Here is a 17,779-nt window from a genome sequence, read left to right as displayed (position 1 = left end):
TGACCACAGACGTGGGTGGACTTCGGCGCCACCGGCTTCGGGAGCGGCTGCCTCTTCGTCGGCTGAAGCGTGAGCTGTTTCCACCTGCGAGACTAGGCCGCGTCAAGGACTGCAGTCGACGGACTTAGCCCGGCTCAGACCGTCTCATGCCGTCTCAGACTGTTGAGAATGCGAAGGCGATGACGGCGGCTGCTGCCACCACGATGGCGAGGCAGATGCCCAGCGAGATGATGCCGCGCAGCCACCAGTTGATTCGGAGGGACCGATTGATGAGCACCGTGGTGATCACCCCGACCACCCACCAGCCGAGGCTCAGCGGCAGGCCGTAGAACAGTCCCAGCAGGACGATCGTGTCCTTCGGCGATGGTGTGCAGCCGAAGCCGATCCCTGTGCAAGTGCCGTTCGCGTGATCATCCGGGGAGACTGACCACAAGATGATGACAGCGATCACGGCCAGCACCCACGCCCCGACGATGAAGAGGAAGGGTCCCCACCTCTCGCGTTTCGACCGGGACTCCGGCATCGCTGTCATATGGTGACTGTAGCAAGCTTGGGGCCTCTGCCTCGGCGGGATCTCGGGTCAGTCGGTGTCGCCGTTCACCGTTCACCGCTCGCCGCTAGCCGCTCGCCGCTCGCCGCGCGTCGCGCGTCGATCGCCAATACACTGGTGACTGTCCAGCAGTGACGCAAGGGCGGCGAGGGGAATGACCCGTGGGGTGGAGCACGAGCGAGTTGGCGCAGCTGACCGAGACAACGGTCAACACGATTCGGCATTATCACAAGCTCGATCTGCTGGCTCAGCCCGAGCGGATGAGCAATGGGTACAAACAGTACGGCCCCTCACATGTGCTCAGGCTCCTGCAGATCCGACGGCTGCGCGAACTCGGAGTGCCTCTGGCCGACATCAGCTCCGTCGAGGACGATCATGAGGCCCAGCAGCTCACACTCAAACGACTGGATGTCGAACTCGGGGAGACGATCGCCGAACTGGAGAAGGCTCGTGAGCAGATCGCCCAGCTGCTGCATCACGGCGCCCCGATCGACACCGCCTCCGAGTTCATCGACATCGCGGCCACGATGTCCGGTCCCGATCGCAGCCTGATGTCCCTCTACTCGCGTCTCTACGATGAGGCGACGATGGTGGAGATGAAGACGATCATGACCAAGTCGACGCCCTTTGATCGAGAGGTCGATGACCTCGCCGAGGATGCCGATGAAGCCACCCGGGCAAGGCTGGCCGAAGCGATTGCGCCGAGCATGAAGCAGCATCTCGAGGACAACCCCTGGCTGCTCGCTCCCAACGAAGGGATGCGCGGCGACGTCACTATGGGTCAGTCGGCAATCATCGGGTCGATCACCGAGCTCTACAACGAAGCCCAGATCGACGTCATCCAACGAGCCTTCATCCAGGTGTACCCGAACTTAGACGTGGCGGAAGAGCACCGTGAGCGTTTCATGACCTTCATCAAAGCCCGCATCGCCGAGGAATCCGGCTGAGCATTTCCTGGATTCGACGGTCAGGCCTTGACCCTGTTCCGAGAACACAGTCTGTACTGAACGAAGTCAGCGTCAGATCCGACTCGCCATGAGCCGGCATCTGCCGAACTTCGTGCAAAGGACGTCATGAACACCATCGTCGAATTCTTCCAGGGCCTGGCCTCACATGTGCCCGACCTCCTCCAGCCCTTCATCATCGCGGCGGCCGGTGCGATTCCCTTCATCGAGGGAGAGGTGTCCTCGGTCGTCGGAGTCTGGGCCGGTATGAACCCGGTCGTCGCCGGCATCGCGGGCGCCATCGGCAACTTCGTCTGCGTGACCGTGATCGTCCTCCTCGGGGCCAGGGCACGACGGGCCGTCGTGGCCAGGCGGGGTCAGAAGCGCGAGTCTGCGCGGACGGTCGTCACTCCAGCTGGCGCGGAAATCACCGAGGAGACGCCAAACGATACTCGAGGCCTCGACCCCCGCCTCGGCGATGCAGGTTCTGTGGGCAGCGTCCTTTACGACGCTCCTCCGGCGAGCAGCAAGAAGCCCGAATCAAAGGGGCGCATCAAGTTCAAGCGCTTCCTCACCCGCTTCGGGGTCCCGGGAGCGAGCCTGCTCGGCCCCCTGGCCATCCCCACCCAGATCACCTCCACGATCCTCGTCGGTGCGGGAGTGAAGACCTCCTGGATCCTGCTGTGGCAGGGAATCGCCATCGCAGCCTGGACGACCCTGACCACACTCATCGCCACCGGAGCACTCGGCCTGTTCACCGGCTGAGCAGGGAGGGAAGAACCATGACCACCACCGCATACCGGCACAGGAAAGCCCTCACCTATTCGGCACTGATCCTCGTGGCCGCCGGACTCCCATTCATCATGCCGTTCTCTGCCACGCTGCTCGGCTGGGCGCTTGAAGTGCCGATGCGCCTGGCCTTCTCCGAGTCGCTACTGGCCACCTTCGGCGTCTTCGTCGCCTGGTTCGTCATCTCCCGACTCATCGACGTCATCCTCGATGGCAGCGACATCGGCGGCACGCTGACGGGGCGCCTCGTCTCGGCCTGTGCCTCGATGGTGCTCCTGGGCAGCGGCTACTTCCTCATCGTCGACTCCGCGATCGTGTCACTGCTCATGGCCACCACCGTGTGCGCACTGCTGTTCGCGGTGAGTTTCGCCATCGACCGTGGCACCGGAGCATCCCACGTAAGATGAAGTCGATGAATGATTCCGCCACCGACAGATCCCACACGGCCGCCCCCGCGCTCATCGGGGCGCTGCTCCACCTCGCCGCCACGGAGGCAGGCATGCGCTCGACGTCTCCGTCCGCGCTCGGTCCCAAGGACCGCGAGATCCTCGCCGAGGTTGAGGTGGCCCTCCGCAATCAGATGTCCGACGAGGCCGGTGTGAAGAAGGCCCTCGCCGAGGTGTCCGACTCCATTTCACGCGTGCGGAGTCATGCCGACCCGGTGTCGCTGACCGCGGCGAAATACGAGAAGCAGCGCACTGCGGTTCTCGCTCACCTGGGCGTGGCCTCAATCAAGGGCGCGAGCGTGTGGCCACCGACCAGCCAGACCGCAGTCCAGCGCTTCGGTTCCTGGAACGACGCGCTCAAGGCCGCGGGCCTGGCAACCAGCTCGGGTGGCAGAGCGCGCGGTCAGCTGCGCTTCGACGAGGCCGCCTACGACAAAGCCATCGCCACATTAGTCGCTGACTGCGAGGACCGCGGAGTCGGTGCCACGTACAAGGCCTACGGCGAATACGCTGCCGAGCACAAGGGCGAGGTGCCCTCGGCCGCGGCGGTGCGGAAGTTCTACGGAAGCTGGAACGCGGCGCTCGCCTCGGCGGGGTGAGCCGGAGCTCAGACTCCCTGAGTGACCGCCTCGGCGATCGGGGTGTCACCGTCGTGGAAATTGAGCGTCTTTCCGAAGCTCGCCGGCTCGCCGAGGGCAGCGGCGATGACATGGGCGACGTTCTCCCGAGAGGTTGAGGGCACGTCCAGGTCGCGGGTCTCCCCTGAGCTGTCCACGGTGATCGTCTGTGTCGCGGGTTCCAGGGTCAGGACCGAAGGGCCGAGGACCGTCCAGTCGAGATCGGTCTTCGTGCGCAGATGCTCGTCTGCCTGCGACTTCGCGTTGTAGTAGGCATACATTCCATCGCCCTTCCCAACGCCGGGAACTTCACCGTCGACGAGGCGGGAATTGAAGTAGGACACCATCACGAAGCGGCGGATGCCCGATTTCTGGGCAGCGTCCATCACGCGCATGGCAGCGTCGCGGTCCATCGCCCAGGTGCGGTCCTCACCGCTTCCACCAGCGCCCGCGGACCAGACGACTGCGTCACTGCCAGCCAGCACCTCGGCGATGGCGTCAGTGTCGAGCTGTTCGACATCGGCGACGATCGGCGTCGCGTTCGCGGCTTCGATATCGGAGGACTGCTCCTCCTTGCGGATGACCGAACGAACCGTGTGGCCGGCCTGGCTGAGCAGCGGTGCCGCAAGGAGCGCTATTTTTCCGTGGCCGCCGATGATGGTGATTGTCGACATATCTGCCTCTCGAATGTTTGGGTGCGTTTATTGGACTCACTGGCATCAAGGCAGATGAGCGTCGGTGTATTCCACAGAGGCCTTGTGTTCACCTAGTCGCAGCGAACTTCTCCAGCCGGTCGCACGCCTCATTGATGGTCTCCGGAGACACGGAGAACGTCAGCCGCAGGTAACCCTCGCCTTGGGCGCCGAAGGCTGAGCCGGGAATGGTCGCCAGCCCGTGGTTCTCCAGCAGAGCGGTGGCCGCCTCCCACGAGGTCAGTCCCCAGTCTTTGATGTTGGCGAAGGCATAGAACGTGGCTTCGGGGCGCAGCATGCTGATCCCGTCGATGGCCGCAATGCGCTCGGTGATGAGGTCGCGGCGCTGCGCATACGACTGCACCATCATGTCGACGTCGGTCTGCGGACCTTCGATCGCTGCGAGTGCCGCTTCCTGCACGAATCCCGGCAGGCTTGAAGTGATTCCCTCCTGGAGGAAGGCCATCGGCGCGATGAGATCAGCGGAACCGATGACAAAACCGCACCGCCATCCCGTCATCGCATAGGTCTTCGAGAAGCTGTTGACGACGAGGAACCGATCGAAGCCCGGCCGCACCTCGGCGATGGAGGTGAACTGCGCATCGTCGAAGGTGATCTGGTCATAGACCTCGTCAGAGATGACCGTGAAGCCGAACTCCTCGGCCAGATCGGCGATCTTCTCCAACTCGGCCCGGTCCATGACCGAACCCAATGGATTGGACGGGCTGTTGATGATGATCGCCGCGGTCTTGTCGCTGACAGCCGATCGGACATCCTCGGCACGGAACTTGAAGTCGTTGTCTTCCTTGACCGGCACCGGAACCGCAACTCCGCCGAGGCGGTGGATCTGTCCCACGTAGTTCGGGAAGCTGGGATCGGGGATGATCACCTCCTCACCGGGGGAGACAGTGACGTCGAGGGCGAAGGTCAGGGCCTCCATCGCACCGAAGGAGACCATGACATTGTCCGAACTCAGTTCTCGACCCCAGCGACCTGAATACTTGCCGGCGATGGCGCTGCGTAGCGGTGGGATCCCGGCGTTGGCGACATAGCGTGTCTGGTTGTTCTCGATCCCGCGGATGCCGGCGGCCTTGATGTGTTCGGGGGTGTTGAAATCGGGCTCGCCGACCGTGAGCTTCACGGCGTCCGGGTAGTTGAGTGCCAGGTTGAACATCTTGCGGATGTTCGAAGCCGGGTAGTTCTGGGCCATCGGGGCGATGCGGCGGTATTCGTGTGTCATTGATTCCTCGTGCTTCTGTCCGTGATCTGCGGGGCTATTCGTGCGGGCTCTGATTCGTGCAGGCCAGCTCTATTCGTGCGGGCCAGCTCTATTCGTGCAGGCCGGCCAGGCGTGAGCCGAATTGGGCGAGCAGGCTCGTCTTCTTTGCGCCCGTGATGCGTTCCCAGTCGTCGGCGATATTGAAGATCTTGTACATCGAGCGGATACCCAACCAGCGGATCGGTTCGGGCTCCCACTGGCCGGAGAAGTGGTCGTTCCAGGGCAGTTTTGTCAGTGGAGTCGGGGCTCCTGACGCCCGGTCGAGCATTGTCTTCGCCGCCAGGTGCGTCGCCGTGACCCCGTGTCCGGCATAGCCGCGGGCGACGCCGATGCGCTGCTCCTCATCGAAGAAGATCCCCGCGCACCAGTCGCGGGTGACTCCCAGGGCACCACGCCAGGCATGGGCGACCTCGAGCTCGAGGTTGGGGAAGAGCGAGGACAGTCGCGTACTCAGCAGATCGACCACCTCGGCGGGGACCCGGCCGTCGCCCGGCAGTCCGGAACCGAACTCATAGGGTGCGCCGCGACCGCCCAGAGCGATCCGATCGTCGTCGGTGCGCTGGGCGTAGATGAAGGTGTGCGCAGTGTCGCCGAGGCATTCGCGGCCGTCCCAGCCGATGTCCTCCCACGCTTCAGCCGGCAGCGGTTCGGTCGCGATCATCGACGAGAACACGGGGATGACCTGGCGTCCTTCCAGCCCGGGGAGATCACCGGTGACGGTATCCGAGTAACCCTCGAGGCAGACGAAGATCGTGTTACCGGTGACCGGGCCGCGAGTCGTCGCGACGACGCCCTTGCTGATGTGAGCCGCCGAGGTGTCCTCACAGATCGTGACTCCCTGCTTCCTGAGGACGGCGGCCAACCCACGCGTCAGCAGGGCCGGATCGATGCGCGCCGTGCCGGGGAAGAAGACGCTACCCTGGGCGTTGTCGACGTTGATGTGAGACCGGGTTTCCTCGGCATCGAGAAACTGCATGTCCTCGGACCCGTACCCGTACTGTTCGTCACCGTCGAAGAGTTCGCGCAGTCGGGCCATTCCGGCCTCGGACTGGGCGATATCGATATGGCCGCCGCGGACCTGATGGGCATCGATGCCCTCCCGGTCGAGCACCTCGAGGACCTCATCGATGGAGTCGAAGAGCGCGGACTGGAATGACCGCACGGACTCCACTCCGGTCAGTCCCGCCGAGCCGACGGGGCCGGTGGGGTCGGTGGTGCGGGCACGGTCGACCGCCTCGGCGTACTTGGATCTGTTGCCCGGCAGCAATGTTGAGAGCCAGCCGCCGTTGCGGCCCGAGGCCCCATAGCCGATGTGCTTGGCTTCGAGAATCGTGATCTGCCAGTCGGGGTGGGCCTGCCTGGCGTAATAGGCCGACCACAGGCCGGTCATGCCACCGCCGACGATGACGAGATCCTGCTTCTCGGTGGGAAGTGGGGAAGGGGAGATGGTCGTGGGAGGGGACTGGGTCAGCCAATGGGAGGCCTCACCGTTGAGGTAGGACATGAAATCAGTTCTATCCCACGCCAAGAGCTAAGTAAATGGTTGCGGGGTTGCGTATTGCCATATGAAATCAGTGACGACCGGCTCTGATTCCATGGGTGCCATCGCCTGGAGGAGTGGGGTTCTGGATACACTCATTTCATGAGCGCAATGGAGCCAATTCGCACCCACGATTTCCCTCTCGACCACGAACCCATCGAGGACTGGCAGCGGGTCGGTGCCACGGCCTCGGCGACGGATGGCGCGGCTGCCGAGCCAGGTTCAGGCGCCTCGCCCGCCGACGCAACCACAGCCTTCGCGGACGCAACCACAGCCTTCACTGAACTCGGCTCGATCGCCGGAGCCGACTACGGACTGTGGGAGATGAGCGCCGGCGCCATGCGCGACGTCGAGGGCGACGAGGTATTCCTCGTCATCAGCGGCACCGGCCGCATCGAATTCGACGAACCGGATCTGCCGCCGATTGAGCTCTCGCCGGGCGCACTGGTCCGCCTCGAGGACGGAATGAAGACTCGCTGGTACGTCGACGAAGGGCCACTGAGGAAGCTGTTCATCGCTCCTGGTGAGGAGTGATCGCCTCCGGCGACAGTTGAACACGTCTGCCCAACGTTGACCACGTCCTCTATCGTGTGAAGTACGGTCGCTGATTCCGTCGCTGCTTCGCTTCGGATCAGGACGTCGATGCCGTCTCGGATGAGGACGTCGGACCGCAGACATCCCACCTGTTTGAAGGAGCCGACAATGAAGACTGCTCGCCGCTTGGATCACCTGGGCACCGAGACCTCGTTCCGGGTCGCCCAGGACGCCGCCGAATGGAAAGCCCCCGGCAACGAGGTCTATCCCTTCCACCTCGGCGATCTCAATTTCCCCATGGCGCCCCACATCGTCGAAGCGATGGACAAAGCGATCCGGGATGGCAAGACCGGCTACTGCCCGGGCCCCGGAATTCCGGAGCTGCGCGCGGCCCTGGCGGACGATGTCGGGAAACGACGTGGCATGTCGATCGACCCCGCCGAGGTGGTCGTCACGACCGGCGGCAAGCCGGTCATCACGAAATTCCTCCAAGCCGTCATGGACCCCGGCGCGGGCGTGCTCTACCCCAGCCCCGGGTTCCCGATCTACGAATCCCAGATCGAATACCTCGGCGGGACGGCCCTGCCGTACCGGTATGTGCCCACCGACGATGGGTTTGCCATCGACCTCGACCACCTGCGGGCGTCGATCGATGACAAGACCGTGGCCATCATCTACAACGACCTGCAGAACCCGATCTCGGCGGAATCGACCGAGGCCGAACGCGAAGCAATCGCGGCGATCGCACAGGAGTTCGACCTCTGGGTCCTCTCCGACGAAGCCTATTTTGAGATGCGCTACAAGGGACGTTCGAAGTCCATCGCCGCGCTGGACGGCATGCGCGAGCGCACCGTCATCCTCTACACGTTCAGCAAGAAATTCGCGATGACCGGGTCACGGTTGGGTTGTGCGGTGGCCCCGCGTGAGATCGCCGAGGTGATTTCGACGCTGAATACCAACGACGAATCGTGCACCACCCACTACGTCCAATGGGCTGGCATCGCCGCTCTGCAAGGACCGCAGGACGAAGTTGGTCGGATGCTCGAAGTGCTGCGCAAGCGTCGTGACGCCACGTGTTCGATCATCAACTCGATCCCAGGCATGAGCGTGGCGACTCCAGGGTCGACGTTCTACGTCTTCCCCGACGTCACCGAGGCGATGGCGACCAAGGGGATCGCGACGCTGTCCGAATTTTCCACCGAGGCGCTGCACAACACGGGAGTCTCCTTCTGCACGCGCGAGCACTTCGGCCGCAAACAGGAGTGGGAGGACCGCAGCTATATTCGGTTGGCCTATTCGGGCATCGGCGAGGACGACATCACCGAGGGGCTGGGTAAGCTGCGCGACTGGATCGGGTGAGGGGTCGAACGCGTGTCTACTATGACGAACGCGCGTCCACTATGACGGGGGTCTGCAGCCCGCAGCGATGGGGGAGTGGCCCGTCGTCGGCTGGGGTCTGCCGCCCGCAGTGATAGGTGAGAGGCCCGTCGTTGGCTGGGGTCTGCGAGATTTGCTCGGTCTGCGAGATTTGCTCGGTCAGCGAGCTCAGTCAGCAAGCTCCGGCTTGGGTTCACGGCCTGTGAGGAACGGCGATTCCTCAGGTCCGGGGTGCCGCAGCCTCTGAATGAGGATGATGAGCAGGCCCAGGGTCACGGCTCCGATCGCTGCCCACACGTTGGTGCGCAGACCGAGGACGACGAAGCTCGGGTCGAGGCGGATGGACTCCCACACGATGCGGCCGGCGCCGTACCAGACGAGGTACATGCCGAAGAGGCGTCCCCACTGGAAGAACAGGTGGCGACCCAGCCAGAGCAGGACCAGGCAGCCGAGGCTGTTCCAGATGACCTCATAGAGGAACGTCGGATGGAATAGTGTGTCAGCGGGCAGGCCCGCCGGGAAGTTCGGATTGCTCGGATCGATTTCCAATCCCCAGGGAAGCGTCGTCGGCATGCCGAAGAGCTCCTGGTTGAACCAGTTGCCGAACCGTCCGCAAGCCTGGGCGAGGATGACACCGGGCGCCAGTGCATCAAGGAGAGCCGTGAGTCTGATGCCGAACCTGCGGCACATGATCCACGCGCCCAGAACACCGCCGAGCAGTGCTCCGAAGATCGCGATTCCGCCCTCCCAGATCGCCCACACGGATCCGGGTTCGAAGATGTTCCACGGGTTGCGGCCGGGGCCGAAGTAGTCGGTGTAGTGCGTGATGACGTGATAGATCCGCGCGCAGACGATGGCCAGCGGCACTGCCAGTGTCGCGATGTCGAGAACCTGCCACTCGGGCACGCCGCGCCTGGTCAGCCGATGGTTTGTGAGCACGATGGCGATGACGATTCCGGCGAGGATGCACAGCGCGTAGAAGTGGATCGTCAGCGGCCCCAGATGGAAGCTGGAGACACTCGGACTGGGGATTGCCGCCGAGATGTCGTGGGGCATTGAGGCTGCATCGAAGGTCACAAGTGCTACTGGCATGGCTTCAGTCTATTTCGCACCCATGTGAATCGGTTATTCGGCAGCGTGCGGGTCGAGTTCATGGCGCACTCATACGGGCTGAGGTGCACTCATCCGAGCTGAGGCGTACTCATCCGGGCTGAGGCGTTCTCATCCTGTGCTGATGTTGATGCTGATGCTGATGCTGATGCTGATGCTGGCGCGACTATTCGTCGAAGAGAGTTTCGATGATGTCCTGGGCCAGGAATCTGGAATGCAGGATGGGCCTCCGCGCAGGATCGATGCTGGCAGGCGGCACCCATGCCGGACGACCGTCGACGAGCATCCTCATCTCCCAGCCAGAGCGATCCAAGAGGTGGTGGTGGGCCGAGCATGCCAGACTCATGTTGTTGATATCTGTCTTTCCGCCCTGACTGTGCGGGACCACATGGTTCACATCGCACCATCCGGGCGGAGAGTCACAGCCTGGAAAGGTACACCCTCGATCCCGTGCCGTGATGATGGCGACCTGCTTCTTGTTGGCGAAACGATTCTCAGTCTTCACGTCCACCGTTCTCGCCTTTTTGTCCATCAAGTGGAAGAACACTCTGCCGTTGAGGCCGCGATTCGTCAGTTCCTCGATCGGAATGCGATCACCGGCTCCGGTGGTACCTTCTCCGGTGTTGTTGGCGAGATCCTCGGCCTTAGCAGTGATGACCAGAGCATAGGGTGAGCCCTTTTCCGCTTCCTTCATGCTGATGCGAGAGATCAGGGTCGCGAAGCGCTCGTAGATCCAATTGCGAGCGGTGGGCTGTTCGCTGATGAGGTTCACTGTACTGCCGTCTTCTCGGATGCCGTGACCGGCGGCGATCTGCGTGTCGGTGATGGGGATCTTCGTTGCGTCGACGACTGCCCAGGACGGTGCGTCGAGGCGATCGCCGGTGAGCACGGAGTCGAAGATCTCGAACTGCTCCTGCCCAGGGGCATGTATCGGACCTGAGTTGGGGGTGAATGCAGCGTCTTTGTCATTTCTGCTGATCCCGGAGACTCCCGCGGTCAGTTCGTCGGCTGATTCAATTCGTGAGGTCAGCAGTCCGTGGAGTTCTGATCCTGCAGCAGGGTCGAGCAGACCTTCGATCTTCCAGTCGCCGTTCTGCTTGGGGCGAGCATTAACGAAGTACATTGTCCGGTCATTTGGGTCCTTGGGTGCAGCGCCATCGGGGTCGATGTGGGCAAGCGCACGGCGGAAGATGTCGCGCAGGTCATTGACCGCCACCGTCGGCGCGTAGCCGACAAGGTCAGATTCCACCTTGGTACGAACGTCGGGGTCGACCCACTCGGGCAGTTTGCTGAGGCACTCTTCGATGACAGCGACCTGGCCGGAGGACAGCGACCCGTCGTGAAGCTTGTCCGCCACAACAGGGCACAGCGGCGGGAGCGCCTGGCCCTCGGTAGTCACTCGTCCGCCGAGGTTCTTCGCCAGCGAGGCTCTCCGTTTCGCTTCGCGTCTGGTCAGGTTGAGCCGGCTCTGGATCAGTGACTGAGTGTCTTTGGCGCCGCTGTCGGTCGGGGTGCCGACTCGTTCGTAGACAGATAGCGCCAGCGTGGACAGTGCTTCACTGACTCGAGTGACGGCTTCGGCTCCGTCGATGAGATGCAGGGCTTGGGTCGGTCCCATGGGGCGATCAAAGGTGCGCAGCTCTTCGTCGAGTGACAAGAGAGCAGTGATGCTGTCGGTGACCTCGGGTGCGAACTTGGCGAGATCGTTCCAGATCTCATTGGTCAGCAGAGGGTGGGGTGAGGATCGATGGTCCGCAGCCTCGCTGTCTGCCTCGGGGCTGTCGGTGTCAGCGGGAGCGCCGTCGGAAGACGCCGTTGGCGCAGCTTCGAGCGCGGGCGGCGTCATACTGCTGTCGTTGTCGTTGTCGTTGTCGCTGCCGGTCGCTATATCGCTGCCGTGTGCAGTGTCGGTCGCGTTGTCGTCGTCGGTTTCGGGCACAGCACCGCTGGCGGGCACAGCACCAGAGGCGGCCTCAGTGCAATCAGCAGCCGGGGCATCATCGGCATCGTCTGTGTCGACCATCGGCACTGGGTCCAGGGCATTGAAGACCTCAGCCAGTTTGTGGCCGGTAAGGTCCAGCCCGGCCGACTTGAGCTGTTCGCTGAGGGTAGAGGGAATAGCGCCCGTGCTCACGCCGGTATCCGCGGGCGAGGCAGGATTCGCGCCGCTGGCGTGTGGTCCTGCCTTCTGCCGCTTGCGGTTCGGGGTGACAGTCATAGCTGTGAGTTCCGATCATCGTTGATGGATCCTTGTTCTAATTATACGTCTCTATTCGACTGTAATGCAATAGGAAAACCTATAAGTTTCGATTGCTGGCCGAATATTCGGTAATATTCGATTCGTTCAGGTGGGAGAGCTCGGTCAAGGGTCCTGACGCGGATCAGGGTGCGGGCACCCGTTGCCTTGGGGCGAATGAGATCGCCGCTCGCTGCTGTGCGGGTGCGGAAATGGCGCCCACCATGGAGTGAGATGATGGCACCTATGGCCCTCGATTTCACTCTCGTCCAGCTGCGGTACTTCCAAGAGGTCGCTCGCCGCGAGAGCATGACCGAAGCGTCCAAACGCCTCAACGTCACGCAGTCGGCGATCTCCACGGCGATGGCCCAGCTCGAGCGGACTCTGGGCATCGACCTGTTCATCCGGCAGAAGAACCGCTCCGTTGTGCTCTCGCCTGCCGGTCGACGCTTCCTCTCCGAGGTCGGTCCGTTCCTCGAATCTTCCGACGCTCTGGGCGAAACCGCCCATGGACTGGCGAGCTCGCTCAGCGGTGAACTCACCGTCGGGGTGTTCTCCCCGATCGCGCCGACCCGCCTGCCGCTCATCCATGCCGAATTCGAGAAGCGCTACCCCGGGGTGCGGGTCAACTATCTCGAAGCCGACCTCTTCGACCTGCAACGAGCCGTGATCGCCGGCGAATGCGACATCGCCCTGACCTACACGCTGGGACTGACCGATCGCTTCGATTCGTTTCTCATCGACGTCGTGGAACCGCACGTTCTCGTCTCTCTTGACCACCGCCTCGGCGGGGGTGGAGCGAAACCGCAGCCGATCCATCTGCGTGAACTCGCCGAGGAGAACTACATTCAGCTCGACCTGCCCTTCTCTTGGCAGTATTACGATGAGCTCTTCCGCATCGCGGGCATCGTGCCGAAGGTGCGGCACCGCTTCTCCGGCTACGAAACTGTGCGGTCGTTCGTGGCGATGGGGCATGGATACTCGCTGCTGAGCCAGAGCGTGTCGTCGGGAACGTACATCGGATCGATGACGGTCGACGTGCCGTTGCTCGATGAGTTCCCGACCATCGACCTGTCCATGGTCTGGCCCAAGGAGCTGCGTCTGAGCCGACGAGCCCGAGCGTTCAGCGAACTGGCCAGGGAGATTCTGCGCTCCGTCGACTAACTGCCGGTGCGGTGTCCGCGCCGACTGCGCCGACTGCGCCGACTGCAGTGTCTGCAGCGTCTGCGGTGTCGCCGCCTCATAGATTAAATGAATGCCGGGACTAAAGATTATCTGTTGGACTGATGTGACGCAGGACGCAACAATGGTTCCCACACGATGACGCAGCGAGGGAGCATTGATGTCAGCGACACAGATGAAGCAGACCGGCAAAACCACGAGCATGCAGAAGAAAGTGCTGGTCGGCGGCAGCATCGGCCAATTCGTCGAGTTCTACGACTTCACGCTCTACGGGCTCTCGGCGGTCATCCTCTCCGAGTACTTCTTCCCCGACGGCGACAAAGTCACCGGACTGCTCATCATCTTCGCCACCTTCGGCGTCGCCTTCGTCATGCGGCCCCTGGGCGGACTGTTCTTCGGCGCCCTCGGCGACAAGGTCGGCAGGCGCAAGACCCTGACGATCACGATCTTCCTCGTCGGCTGCTGCACGGCGCTCATCGGCATTCTGCCTGGCTTCGACCAGATCGGCTGGTTCGCACCCATCCTGCTCATCATCGCCCGACTGGGCCAGGGTTTCTCCGCAGGCGGCGAATCGGTCGGCGGGCCCTCCTTCGTCTACGAACATGCTCCGGTGGAGAAGCGCGGCCTGTGGATCAACATCACCCTCGCGGCAACTGCACTGCCCTCGGTCTTCGCTGGCGGCCTTATCCTTCTGCTTTCGACCGTGATGAGCGATGCGTCCTTCGACTCCTGGGGTTGGCGCCTTCCCTTCCTCCTCGCCCTGCCGCTCTCAGCTGTGGGTCTGTGGATCAGGTCGCGGACCGATGAGTCCGAGCTGTTCAAGAAGACCGCCGCGGAACGCCCGAAGGAATTCAGCCCCATCCGCGAATCGTTCCGCGAGAACTGGGCGGGCATGCTCCAGGTCTTCTTCGTTCTGGGGCTGACCGCGCTGGGCTTCTACATGCTCTCCGCGTACTTCGTCACCTACATTCAGACCGCCGGCGACCTCAGCCGCGAGCAGTCGCTGCTGACCAACGCGATCGCCATGGCCAGCTACACGATCTTCCTGCCCATCGCCGGAGCTATCAGCGACAGGGTCGGGCGTAAGCCGATGCTCGTCGCCGGCTCCATCCTCCTGGCCGTCACCTCTATTCCCGCGTTCGGGTTGGTGACCAGCGGGAACATGGGTCTGGCATTCCTCGGGCAGACGATCTTCGTCATCTCCCTGTGCTGCTACGGCGGTGGCTGCTACACCTTCTTCTGTGAACGCTTCTCCACGAAGACCCGCTTCACCTCGGCGGCGATCAGCTACAACATCTCCTACGCGCTCCTGGGTGGAACTGCACCGTTCGTCGGCACCTGGCTCGTCGACGTCACCGGCGTCAACACCGCACCCGGTTACTACATGACCATCTGCGCCGTGATCGTTCTCGTCCTCATCTTCATCACCCGCCTGCCCGAGACCTGGGGCCGACTGGGCTGAGACTCGGCGCCTGAGCTGAGCCCGTGCTCCTGAAGCCCGCATCCCTGACCACCAGCAACAGAAAGAGACGCCCCATGACCGCACCATCCGCAGCCTCCTCGACCTCGGCCCCCTCGACCTCGGCCACTTCGAACCCAGCCCCCTCGACCTCAGCCACTTCGAACCCAGCCCCCTCGAGTGACGCCGCCTTCCTCACCGACTTCCATCACGTGGCCACGATCGGGGCCACCGACAACGATGGTGTCGACCGACAGGCACTGACCCCTGAGGACAAGCAGACCCGTGATTGGATGCGCGCCTGGGCCGAAGACAAGGGCTTCGAGGTCCGCGTCGATGCGATCGGGAACATGTTCGCCTGCCTCGAATTCGTCCCTGATGCTCCCTTCGTCCTCATCGGCTCCCACCTCGACTCCCAGCCTCTGGGCGGTCGTTTCGACGGTGCTTACGGCGTCATCTCCGCGTTGTTCGCGGCTCTGCGCGTCAAGGAGAGCATCGCCGAATCCGGACAGGTCCCGCGCTTCAACCTCGCCGTCGTCAACTGGTTCAACGAAGAGGGCGGCCGTTTCGCCCCCTCGATCATGGGCAGCTCCGTCTACGCCGGACTCTTCGGCCTGAGAGAGATGCTCGCGGTGGAAGACCTCGAAGGAACCTCCGTCGCCGAGGCGCTGAACGCCATCGGCTACAACGGCACCGACACCCCACCCGAGGCGATCTCCTACGCCGAAATCCACATCGAACAGGGCCGCATCCTCGAACGCGAGGCCACGAACATCGGCGTCGTCGAATCCAGCTGGTACACGCAGAAGCTCGACATCGACGTCCTCGGCGAACAGTCCCACACCGGCGCCACTGCCATGGCCGACCGCCACGACGCCCTCGTCGCCGGATCCAAAGTGGTCCTTGCCGTCGCCGACGTCGTCAAAGAATTCGAGGACGAAGCACTGGTGTCCTCCGTGGGCCAGCACGTCGTCGAACCCAATTCGCCGATCGTCGTGCCCCGCCGCGTGCACATGGTTGCCGATCTTCGCTCTTCCGACCCAGCTGTCGTCATCGCGGCCAGGGATTCCCTGCGCAAACAGATTGCCGACATCGCCCGCGACCACGACATCACCATCAACGTCGAGGACTTCGACGTCCGTGACAAGCGCTACTTCCCGGAGGCCGGGGTCGAGCTGGCCGAGAAAGCCGTAGCCAACGAGGGGCTGTCCATCCGACGCCTCGAGACGATGGCCGGCCACGACTCGGTGGCGATGAACCACCGAGTGCCCGCCGTCATGATGTTCGTGCCCAGCGTCGACGGCGTCTCCCACTGCGAACGCGAATTCACCACCGACGAGGACATGGTCCGCGGCCTCGGCGTGCTCACCAACGTCGCCACCGAACTCGTCGCCGGCGAACTCAGCGACGTCCGCGACGGTGAGATCTGGGTCGGCAAGTCCGTCGCCGAGGCACGGGCATGACCGGCACTGAGACCTGGGCACTGTCGGCCACCGAGGCACTGGCGAAGTTCCGCACGAAGGACCTCTCCCCGGTCGATTACCTGACCGCCCTGATCGGGCGCATCACCTCTGAAGACGAACGCATCAATGCGGTCACGGAGGTCGTTGAGGAAGCGGTCACCTCGGCGAAGGACGCGGAATCGTTCTACGCCAACGCCACATCCGCTGACCTCGCCGAGGCGAGCGCCTCCCGACCGCTGCTCGGGCTGCCCGTGATCGCCAAGGAGAAGCACGCGATCGCCGGGCGCTCGCTCACGCAGGGCCTCATGCATGAGGTCGACACCGTGGCGAGTGCCGACGCCGCGATCATCCGCCGCATCCGCGGTGCCGGAGGATTCGTCCACGCCAGGGCGACGTCACCGGAGTTCAGCTGCGCGACGATCACGCATTCGCCGATGTGGGGAGTCACCCGCAACCCCTGGAACACCGAGCTCTCACCCGGCGGGTCCTCTGGCGGATCCGGTGCGGCCCTGGCCTCGGGCTTCGGGCCCCTGGCGACAGCCTCGGACATCGCCGGATCGACGAGGCTGCCCGCCGCGTTCACCGGCACCGTCGGGTACAAAGCTCCCTACGGTCGGATCCCGGGCGCCCAGCCCTTGGCCGCCGACTGGTACCGCGGCGACGGGCCGATGGCGCGCACCGTGGCCGACACCGCACTGTTGGCTCGGGTCATGGTCGGTGTTGATCCCAGCGATCACGCGACGATCGATTCGTCCGGGTTCCTATCCGGTTTCGATGCCACTTCCGCCGAGGTGGTCGATGGTCTGCGCGGCAAGCGCGTGGCGCTGTGCCTGCGGCTGGGGGACTTCCCTGTCGGGGAGGACACCATTCGCAATACCCGCGCGGTCGCCTCGGTGCTCGAGGCTGCTGGTGCCATCGTCGAGGAGATCGAACTGCCATGGACGGCCGAACGGATCTTCGATGCTGCGTTCACGCACTTCGGGAACATCCTGGCCCCGGCGATGCGGGCCGCGACCCGTGGCCACGAGGACACATTGGCCGACTACACGCTGCGCTTCATGGCCGACGCCGAGGCGGTGGCTGCCCGACGTACGCAGTACGACGGGTTGGTGATGGAAGCCCAGATCCAGGCCGAGTTGGCGAATGCGATGGACGGGTTCGACGTTCTCCTGGCGCCCACCTCGGCGGTGGCGGGACTTGAGGCCGGTGGCAGCTACCTCGACGGGATTACGATCGGCGCCGATGGGGTCGGTCGGGAGAGCTCGGGGCCTGGTTCCGGTTCGGGCAATGGTTCCAGCTCGGGGACTGGTTCTGACGCTGGGGGAGTCCGGCTCGAGCACTACTGGCAGTCGCATATGACGATGCCGTTCAACATCTGCAACCGCGTGCCGATCGTCAACGTGCCCTCGGGCATGGCCGATTGCGGGATCCCGACCGGGCTGCAGGTCGTGGGGCACCCCTTCGACGACCGCGGCGCCTTCGATGTTGCGGCCGCGGTGGAGCAGCTGGTGCCGTGGACGGGACTCGCGCCGGGGTGATTACTTGTCGCCGGCGGGACGTG

General features: G+C 63.6%; 16 protein-coding genes. 10 read left to right on the top strand and 6 right to left on the bottom strand.

The window, feature by feature from the left end; all coding sequences use genetic code 11:
* Positions 1-154: 154 nt before the first annotated feature.
* Entirely contained in the window at positions 155-532 is a 378-nt protein-coding gene (locus MPN20_RS11745) for a DUF2854 domain-containing protein (RefSeq protein WP_242782418.1), read from the bottom strand.
* Positions 533-732: 200 nt separating this feature from the next.
* On the opposite strand from MPN20_RS11745, the gene MPN20_RS11740 reads away from it, so the two are divergent.
* From MPN20_RS11740 to MPN20_RS11725, 4 genes are all read left to right on the top strand, one after another.
* On the top strand, positions 733-1,497 hold the full coding sequence (locus MPN20_RS11740; protein WP_242782416.1) for a MerR family transcriptional regulator: 765 nt from the start codon (positions 733-735) through the stop codon (positions 1,495-1,497).
* 126 nt (positions 1,498-1,623) lie between these two features.
* On the top strand, positions 1,624-2,259 hold the full coding sequence (locus tag MPN20_RS11735; RefSeq protein ID WP_242782414.1) for a small multidrug efflux protein: 636 nt from the start codon (positions 1,624-1,626) through the stop codon (positions 2,257-2,259).
* Positions 2,260-2,276: 17 nt separating this feature from the next.
* Complete coding sequence (locus MPN20_RS11730; protein WP_242782412.1) at positions 2,277-2,690, top strand: hypothetical protein; 414 nt, start codon at positions 2,277-2,279, stop codon at positions 2,688-2,690.
* Positions 2,691-2,695: 5 nt separating this feature from the next.
* A complete protein-coding gene (locus tag MPN20_RS11725) occupies positions 2,696-3,328 on the top strand; it encodes a multidrug transporter (protein ID WP_242782410.1) in 633 nt (210 codons plus the stop codon).
* An 8-nt stretch (positions 3,329-3,336) separates the two neighbouring features.
* On the opposite strand, the gene MPN20_RS11720 is transcribed toward MPN20_RS11725, so the two are convergent.
* From MPN20_RS11720 to MPN20_RS11710, 3 genes are all read right to left on the bottom strand, one after another.
* Positions 3,337-4,020 (bottom strand): SDR family oxidoreductase, encoded by a 684-nt coding sequence (locus tag MPN20_RS11720; protein ID WP_242782408.1) that lies wholly within the window; start codon positions 4,018-4,020, stop codon positions 3,337-3,339.
* Between the two features lie 88 nt (positions 4,021-4,108).
* Positions 4,109-5,278 (bottom strand): pyridoxal phosphate-dependent aminotransferase, encoded by a 1,170-nt coding sequence (locus MPN20_RS11715; RefSeq protein ID WP_242782406.1) that lies wholly within the window; start codon positions 5,276-5,278, stop codon positions 4,109-4,111.
* 88 nt (positions 5,279-5,366) lie between these two features.
* Positions 5,367-6,821, bottom strand: coding sequence for an FAD-binding oxidoreductase (locus MPN20_RS11710; protein ID WP_242782404.1), 1,455 nt, complete (start codon positions 6,819-6,821; stop codon positions 5,367-5,369).
* 138 nt (positions 6,822-6,959) lie between these two features.
* Here MPN20_RS11710 and MPN20_RS11705 point away from each other — a divergent pair, with 138 nt between their 5' ends.
* Positions 6,960-7,391 carry a cupin domain-containing protein gene (locus tag MPN20_RS11705; RefSeq protein WP_242782402.1) on the top strand — a complete coding sequence of 144 codons (432 nt, stop codon included), beginning with the start codon at positions 6,960-6,962 and terminating at the stop codon, positions 7,389-7,391.
* A 168-nt stretch (positions 7,392-7,559) separates the two neighbouring features.
* Entirely contained in the window at positions 7,560-8,750 is a 1,191-nt protein-coding gene (locus tag MPN20_RS11700) for an aminotransferase class I/II-fold pyridoxal phosphate-dependent enzyme (protein ID WP_242782400.1), read from the top strand.
* A 186-nt stretch (positions 8,751-8,936) separates the two neighbouring features.
* Here MPN20_RS11700 and lgt read toward each other — a convergent pair whose 3' ends face one another.
* Entirely contained in the window at positions 8,937-9,860 is a 924-nt protein-coding gene (gene lgt / locus MPN20_RS11695; RefSeq protein ID WP_242782398.1) for a prolipoprotein diacylglyceryl transferase, read from the bottom strand.
* A gap of 184 nt (positions 9,861-10,044) precedes the next feature.
* Positions 10,045-12,096, bottom strand: a complete 2,052-nt coding sequence (locus MPN20_RS11690; RefSeq protein WP_242782396.1) for an HNH endonuclease signature motif containing protein — start codon at positions 12,094-12,096, stop codon at positions 10,045-10,047.
* A gap of 264 nt (positions 12,097-12,360) precedes the next feature.
* On the opposite strand from MPN20_RS11690, the gene MPN20_RS11685 reads away from it, so the two are divergent.
* The 4 genes from MPN20_RS11685 (at position 12,361) to MPN20_RS11670 (ending at position 17,756) form a co-directional block, all read left to right on the top strand.
* Positions 12,361-13,278, top strand: coding sequence for a LysR family transcriptional regulator (locus MPN20_RS11685; RefSeq protein WP_242782394.1), 918 nt, complete (start codon positions 12,361-12,363; stop codon positions 13,276-13,278).
* A gap of 178 nt (positions 13,279-13,456) precedes the next feature.
* A complete protein-coding gene (locus tag MPN20_RS11680; RefSeq protein WP_242782392.1) occupies positions 13,457-14,758 on the top strand; it encodes an MFS transporter in 1,302 nt (433 codons plus the stop codon).
* A 74-nt stretch (positions 14,759-14,832) separates the two neighbouring features.
* A complete protein-coding gene (locus MPN20_RS11675) occupies positions 14,833-16,218 on the top strand; it encodes a M20 family metallo-hydrolase (RefSeq protein WP_242782390.1) in 1,386 nt (461 codons plus the stop codon).
* On the top strand, positions 16,215-17,756 hold the full coding sequence (locus MPN20_RS11670; RefSeq protein ID WP_242782388.1) for an amidase: 1,542 nt from the start codon (positions 16,215-16,217) through the stop codon (positions 17,754-17,756). The genes MPN20_RS11675 and MPN20_RS11670 overlap by 4 nt, the downstream gene beginning before the upstream one ends.
* Positions 17,757-17,779: the final 23 nt, after the last annotated feature.

The organism is Brevibacterium sp. ZH18, from assembly GCF_022748595.1.
Classification (GTDB): domain Bacteria; phylum Actinomycetota; class Actinomycetes; order Actinomycetales; family Brevibacteriaceae; genus Brevibacterium.
The sequence above is the reverse complement of the archived record's forward strand: the minus strand, read 5'-3'. Positions and strand labels throughout refer to the sequence as shown.

Bases quoted from the DNA above. Each gene is read 5' to 3' on its own strand.
- MPN20_RS11675 (WP_242782390.1), top strand. From the start codon at position 14,833: ATGACCGCACCATCCGCAGCCTCCTCGACCTCGGCCCCCTCGACCTCG.
- MPN20_RS11720 (WP_242782408.1), bottom strand. From the start codon at position 4,020: ATGTCGACAATCACCATCATCGGCGGCCACGGAAAAATAGCGCTCCTT.
- MPN20_RS11710 (WP_242782404.1), bottom strand. From the start codon at position 6,821: ATGTCCTACCTCAACGGTGAGGCCTCCCATTGGCTGACCCAGTCCCCT.
- MPN20_RS11735 (WP_242782414.1), top strand. From the start codon at position 1,624: ATGAACACCATCGTCGAATTCTTCCAGGGCCTGGCCTCACATGTGCCC.
- MPN20_RS11690 (WP_242782396.1), bottom strand. From the start codon at position 12,096: ATGACTGTCACCCCGAACCGCAAGCGGCAGAAGGCAGGACCACACGCC.
- MPN20_RS11715 (WP_242782406.1), bottom strand. From the start codon at position 5,278: ATGACACACGAATACCGCCGCATCGCCCCGATGGCCCAGAACTACCCG.
- lgt (WP_242782398.1), bottom strand. From the start codon at position 9,860: ATGCCAGTAGCACTTGTGACCTTCGATGCAGCCTCAATGCCCCACGAC.
- MPN20_RS11670 (WP_242782388.1), top strand. From the start codon at position 16,215: ATGACCGGCACTGAGACCTGGGCACTGTCGGCCACCGAGGCACTGGCG.
- MPN20_RS11745 (WP_242782418.1), bottom strand. From the start codon at position 532: ATGACAGCGATGCCGGAGTCCCGGTCGAAACGCGAGAGGTGGGGACCC.
- MPN20_RS11705 (WP_242782402.1), top strand. From the start codon at position 6,960: ATGAGCGCAATGGAGCCAATTCGCACCCACGATTTCCCTCTCGACCAC.
- MPN20_RS11730 (WP_242782412.1), top strand. From the start codon at position 2,277: ATGACCACCACCGCATACCGGCACAGGAAAGCCCTCACCTATTCGGCA.
- MPN20_RS11725 (WP_242782410.1), top strand. From the start codon at position 2,696: ATGAATGATTCCGCCACCGACAGATCCCACACGGCCGCCCCCGCGCTC.
- MPN20_RS11700 (WP_242782400.1), top strand. From the start codon at position 7,560: ATGAAGACTGCTCGCCGCTTGGATCACCTGGGCACCGAGACCTCGTTC.
- MPN20_RS11680 (WP_242782392.1), top strand. From the start codon at position 13,457: ATGTCAGCGACACAGATGAAGCAGACCGGCAAAACCACGAGCATGCAG.
- MPN20_RS11685 (WP_242782394.1), top strand. From the start codon at position 12,361: ATGGCCCTCGATTTCACTCTCGTCCAGCTGCGGTACTTCCAAGAGGTC.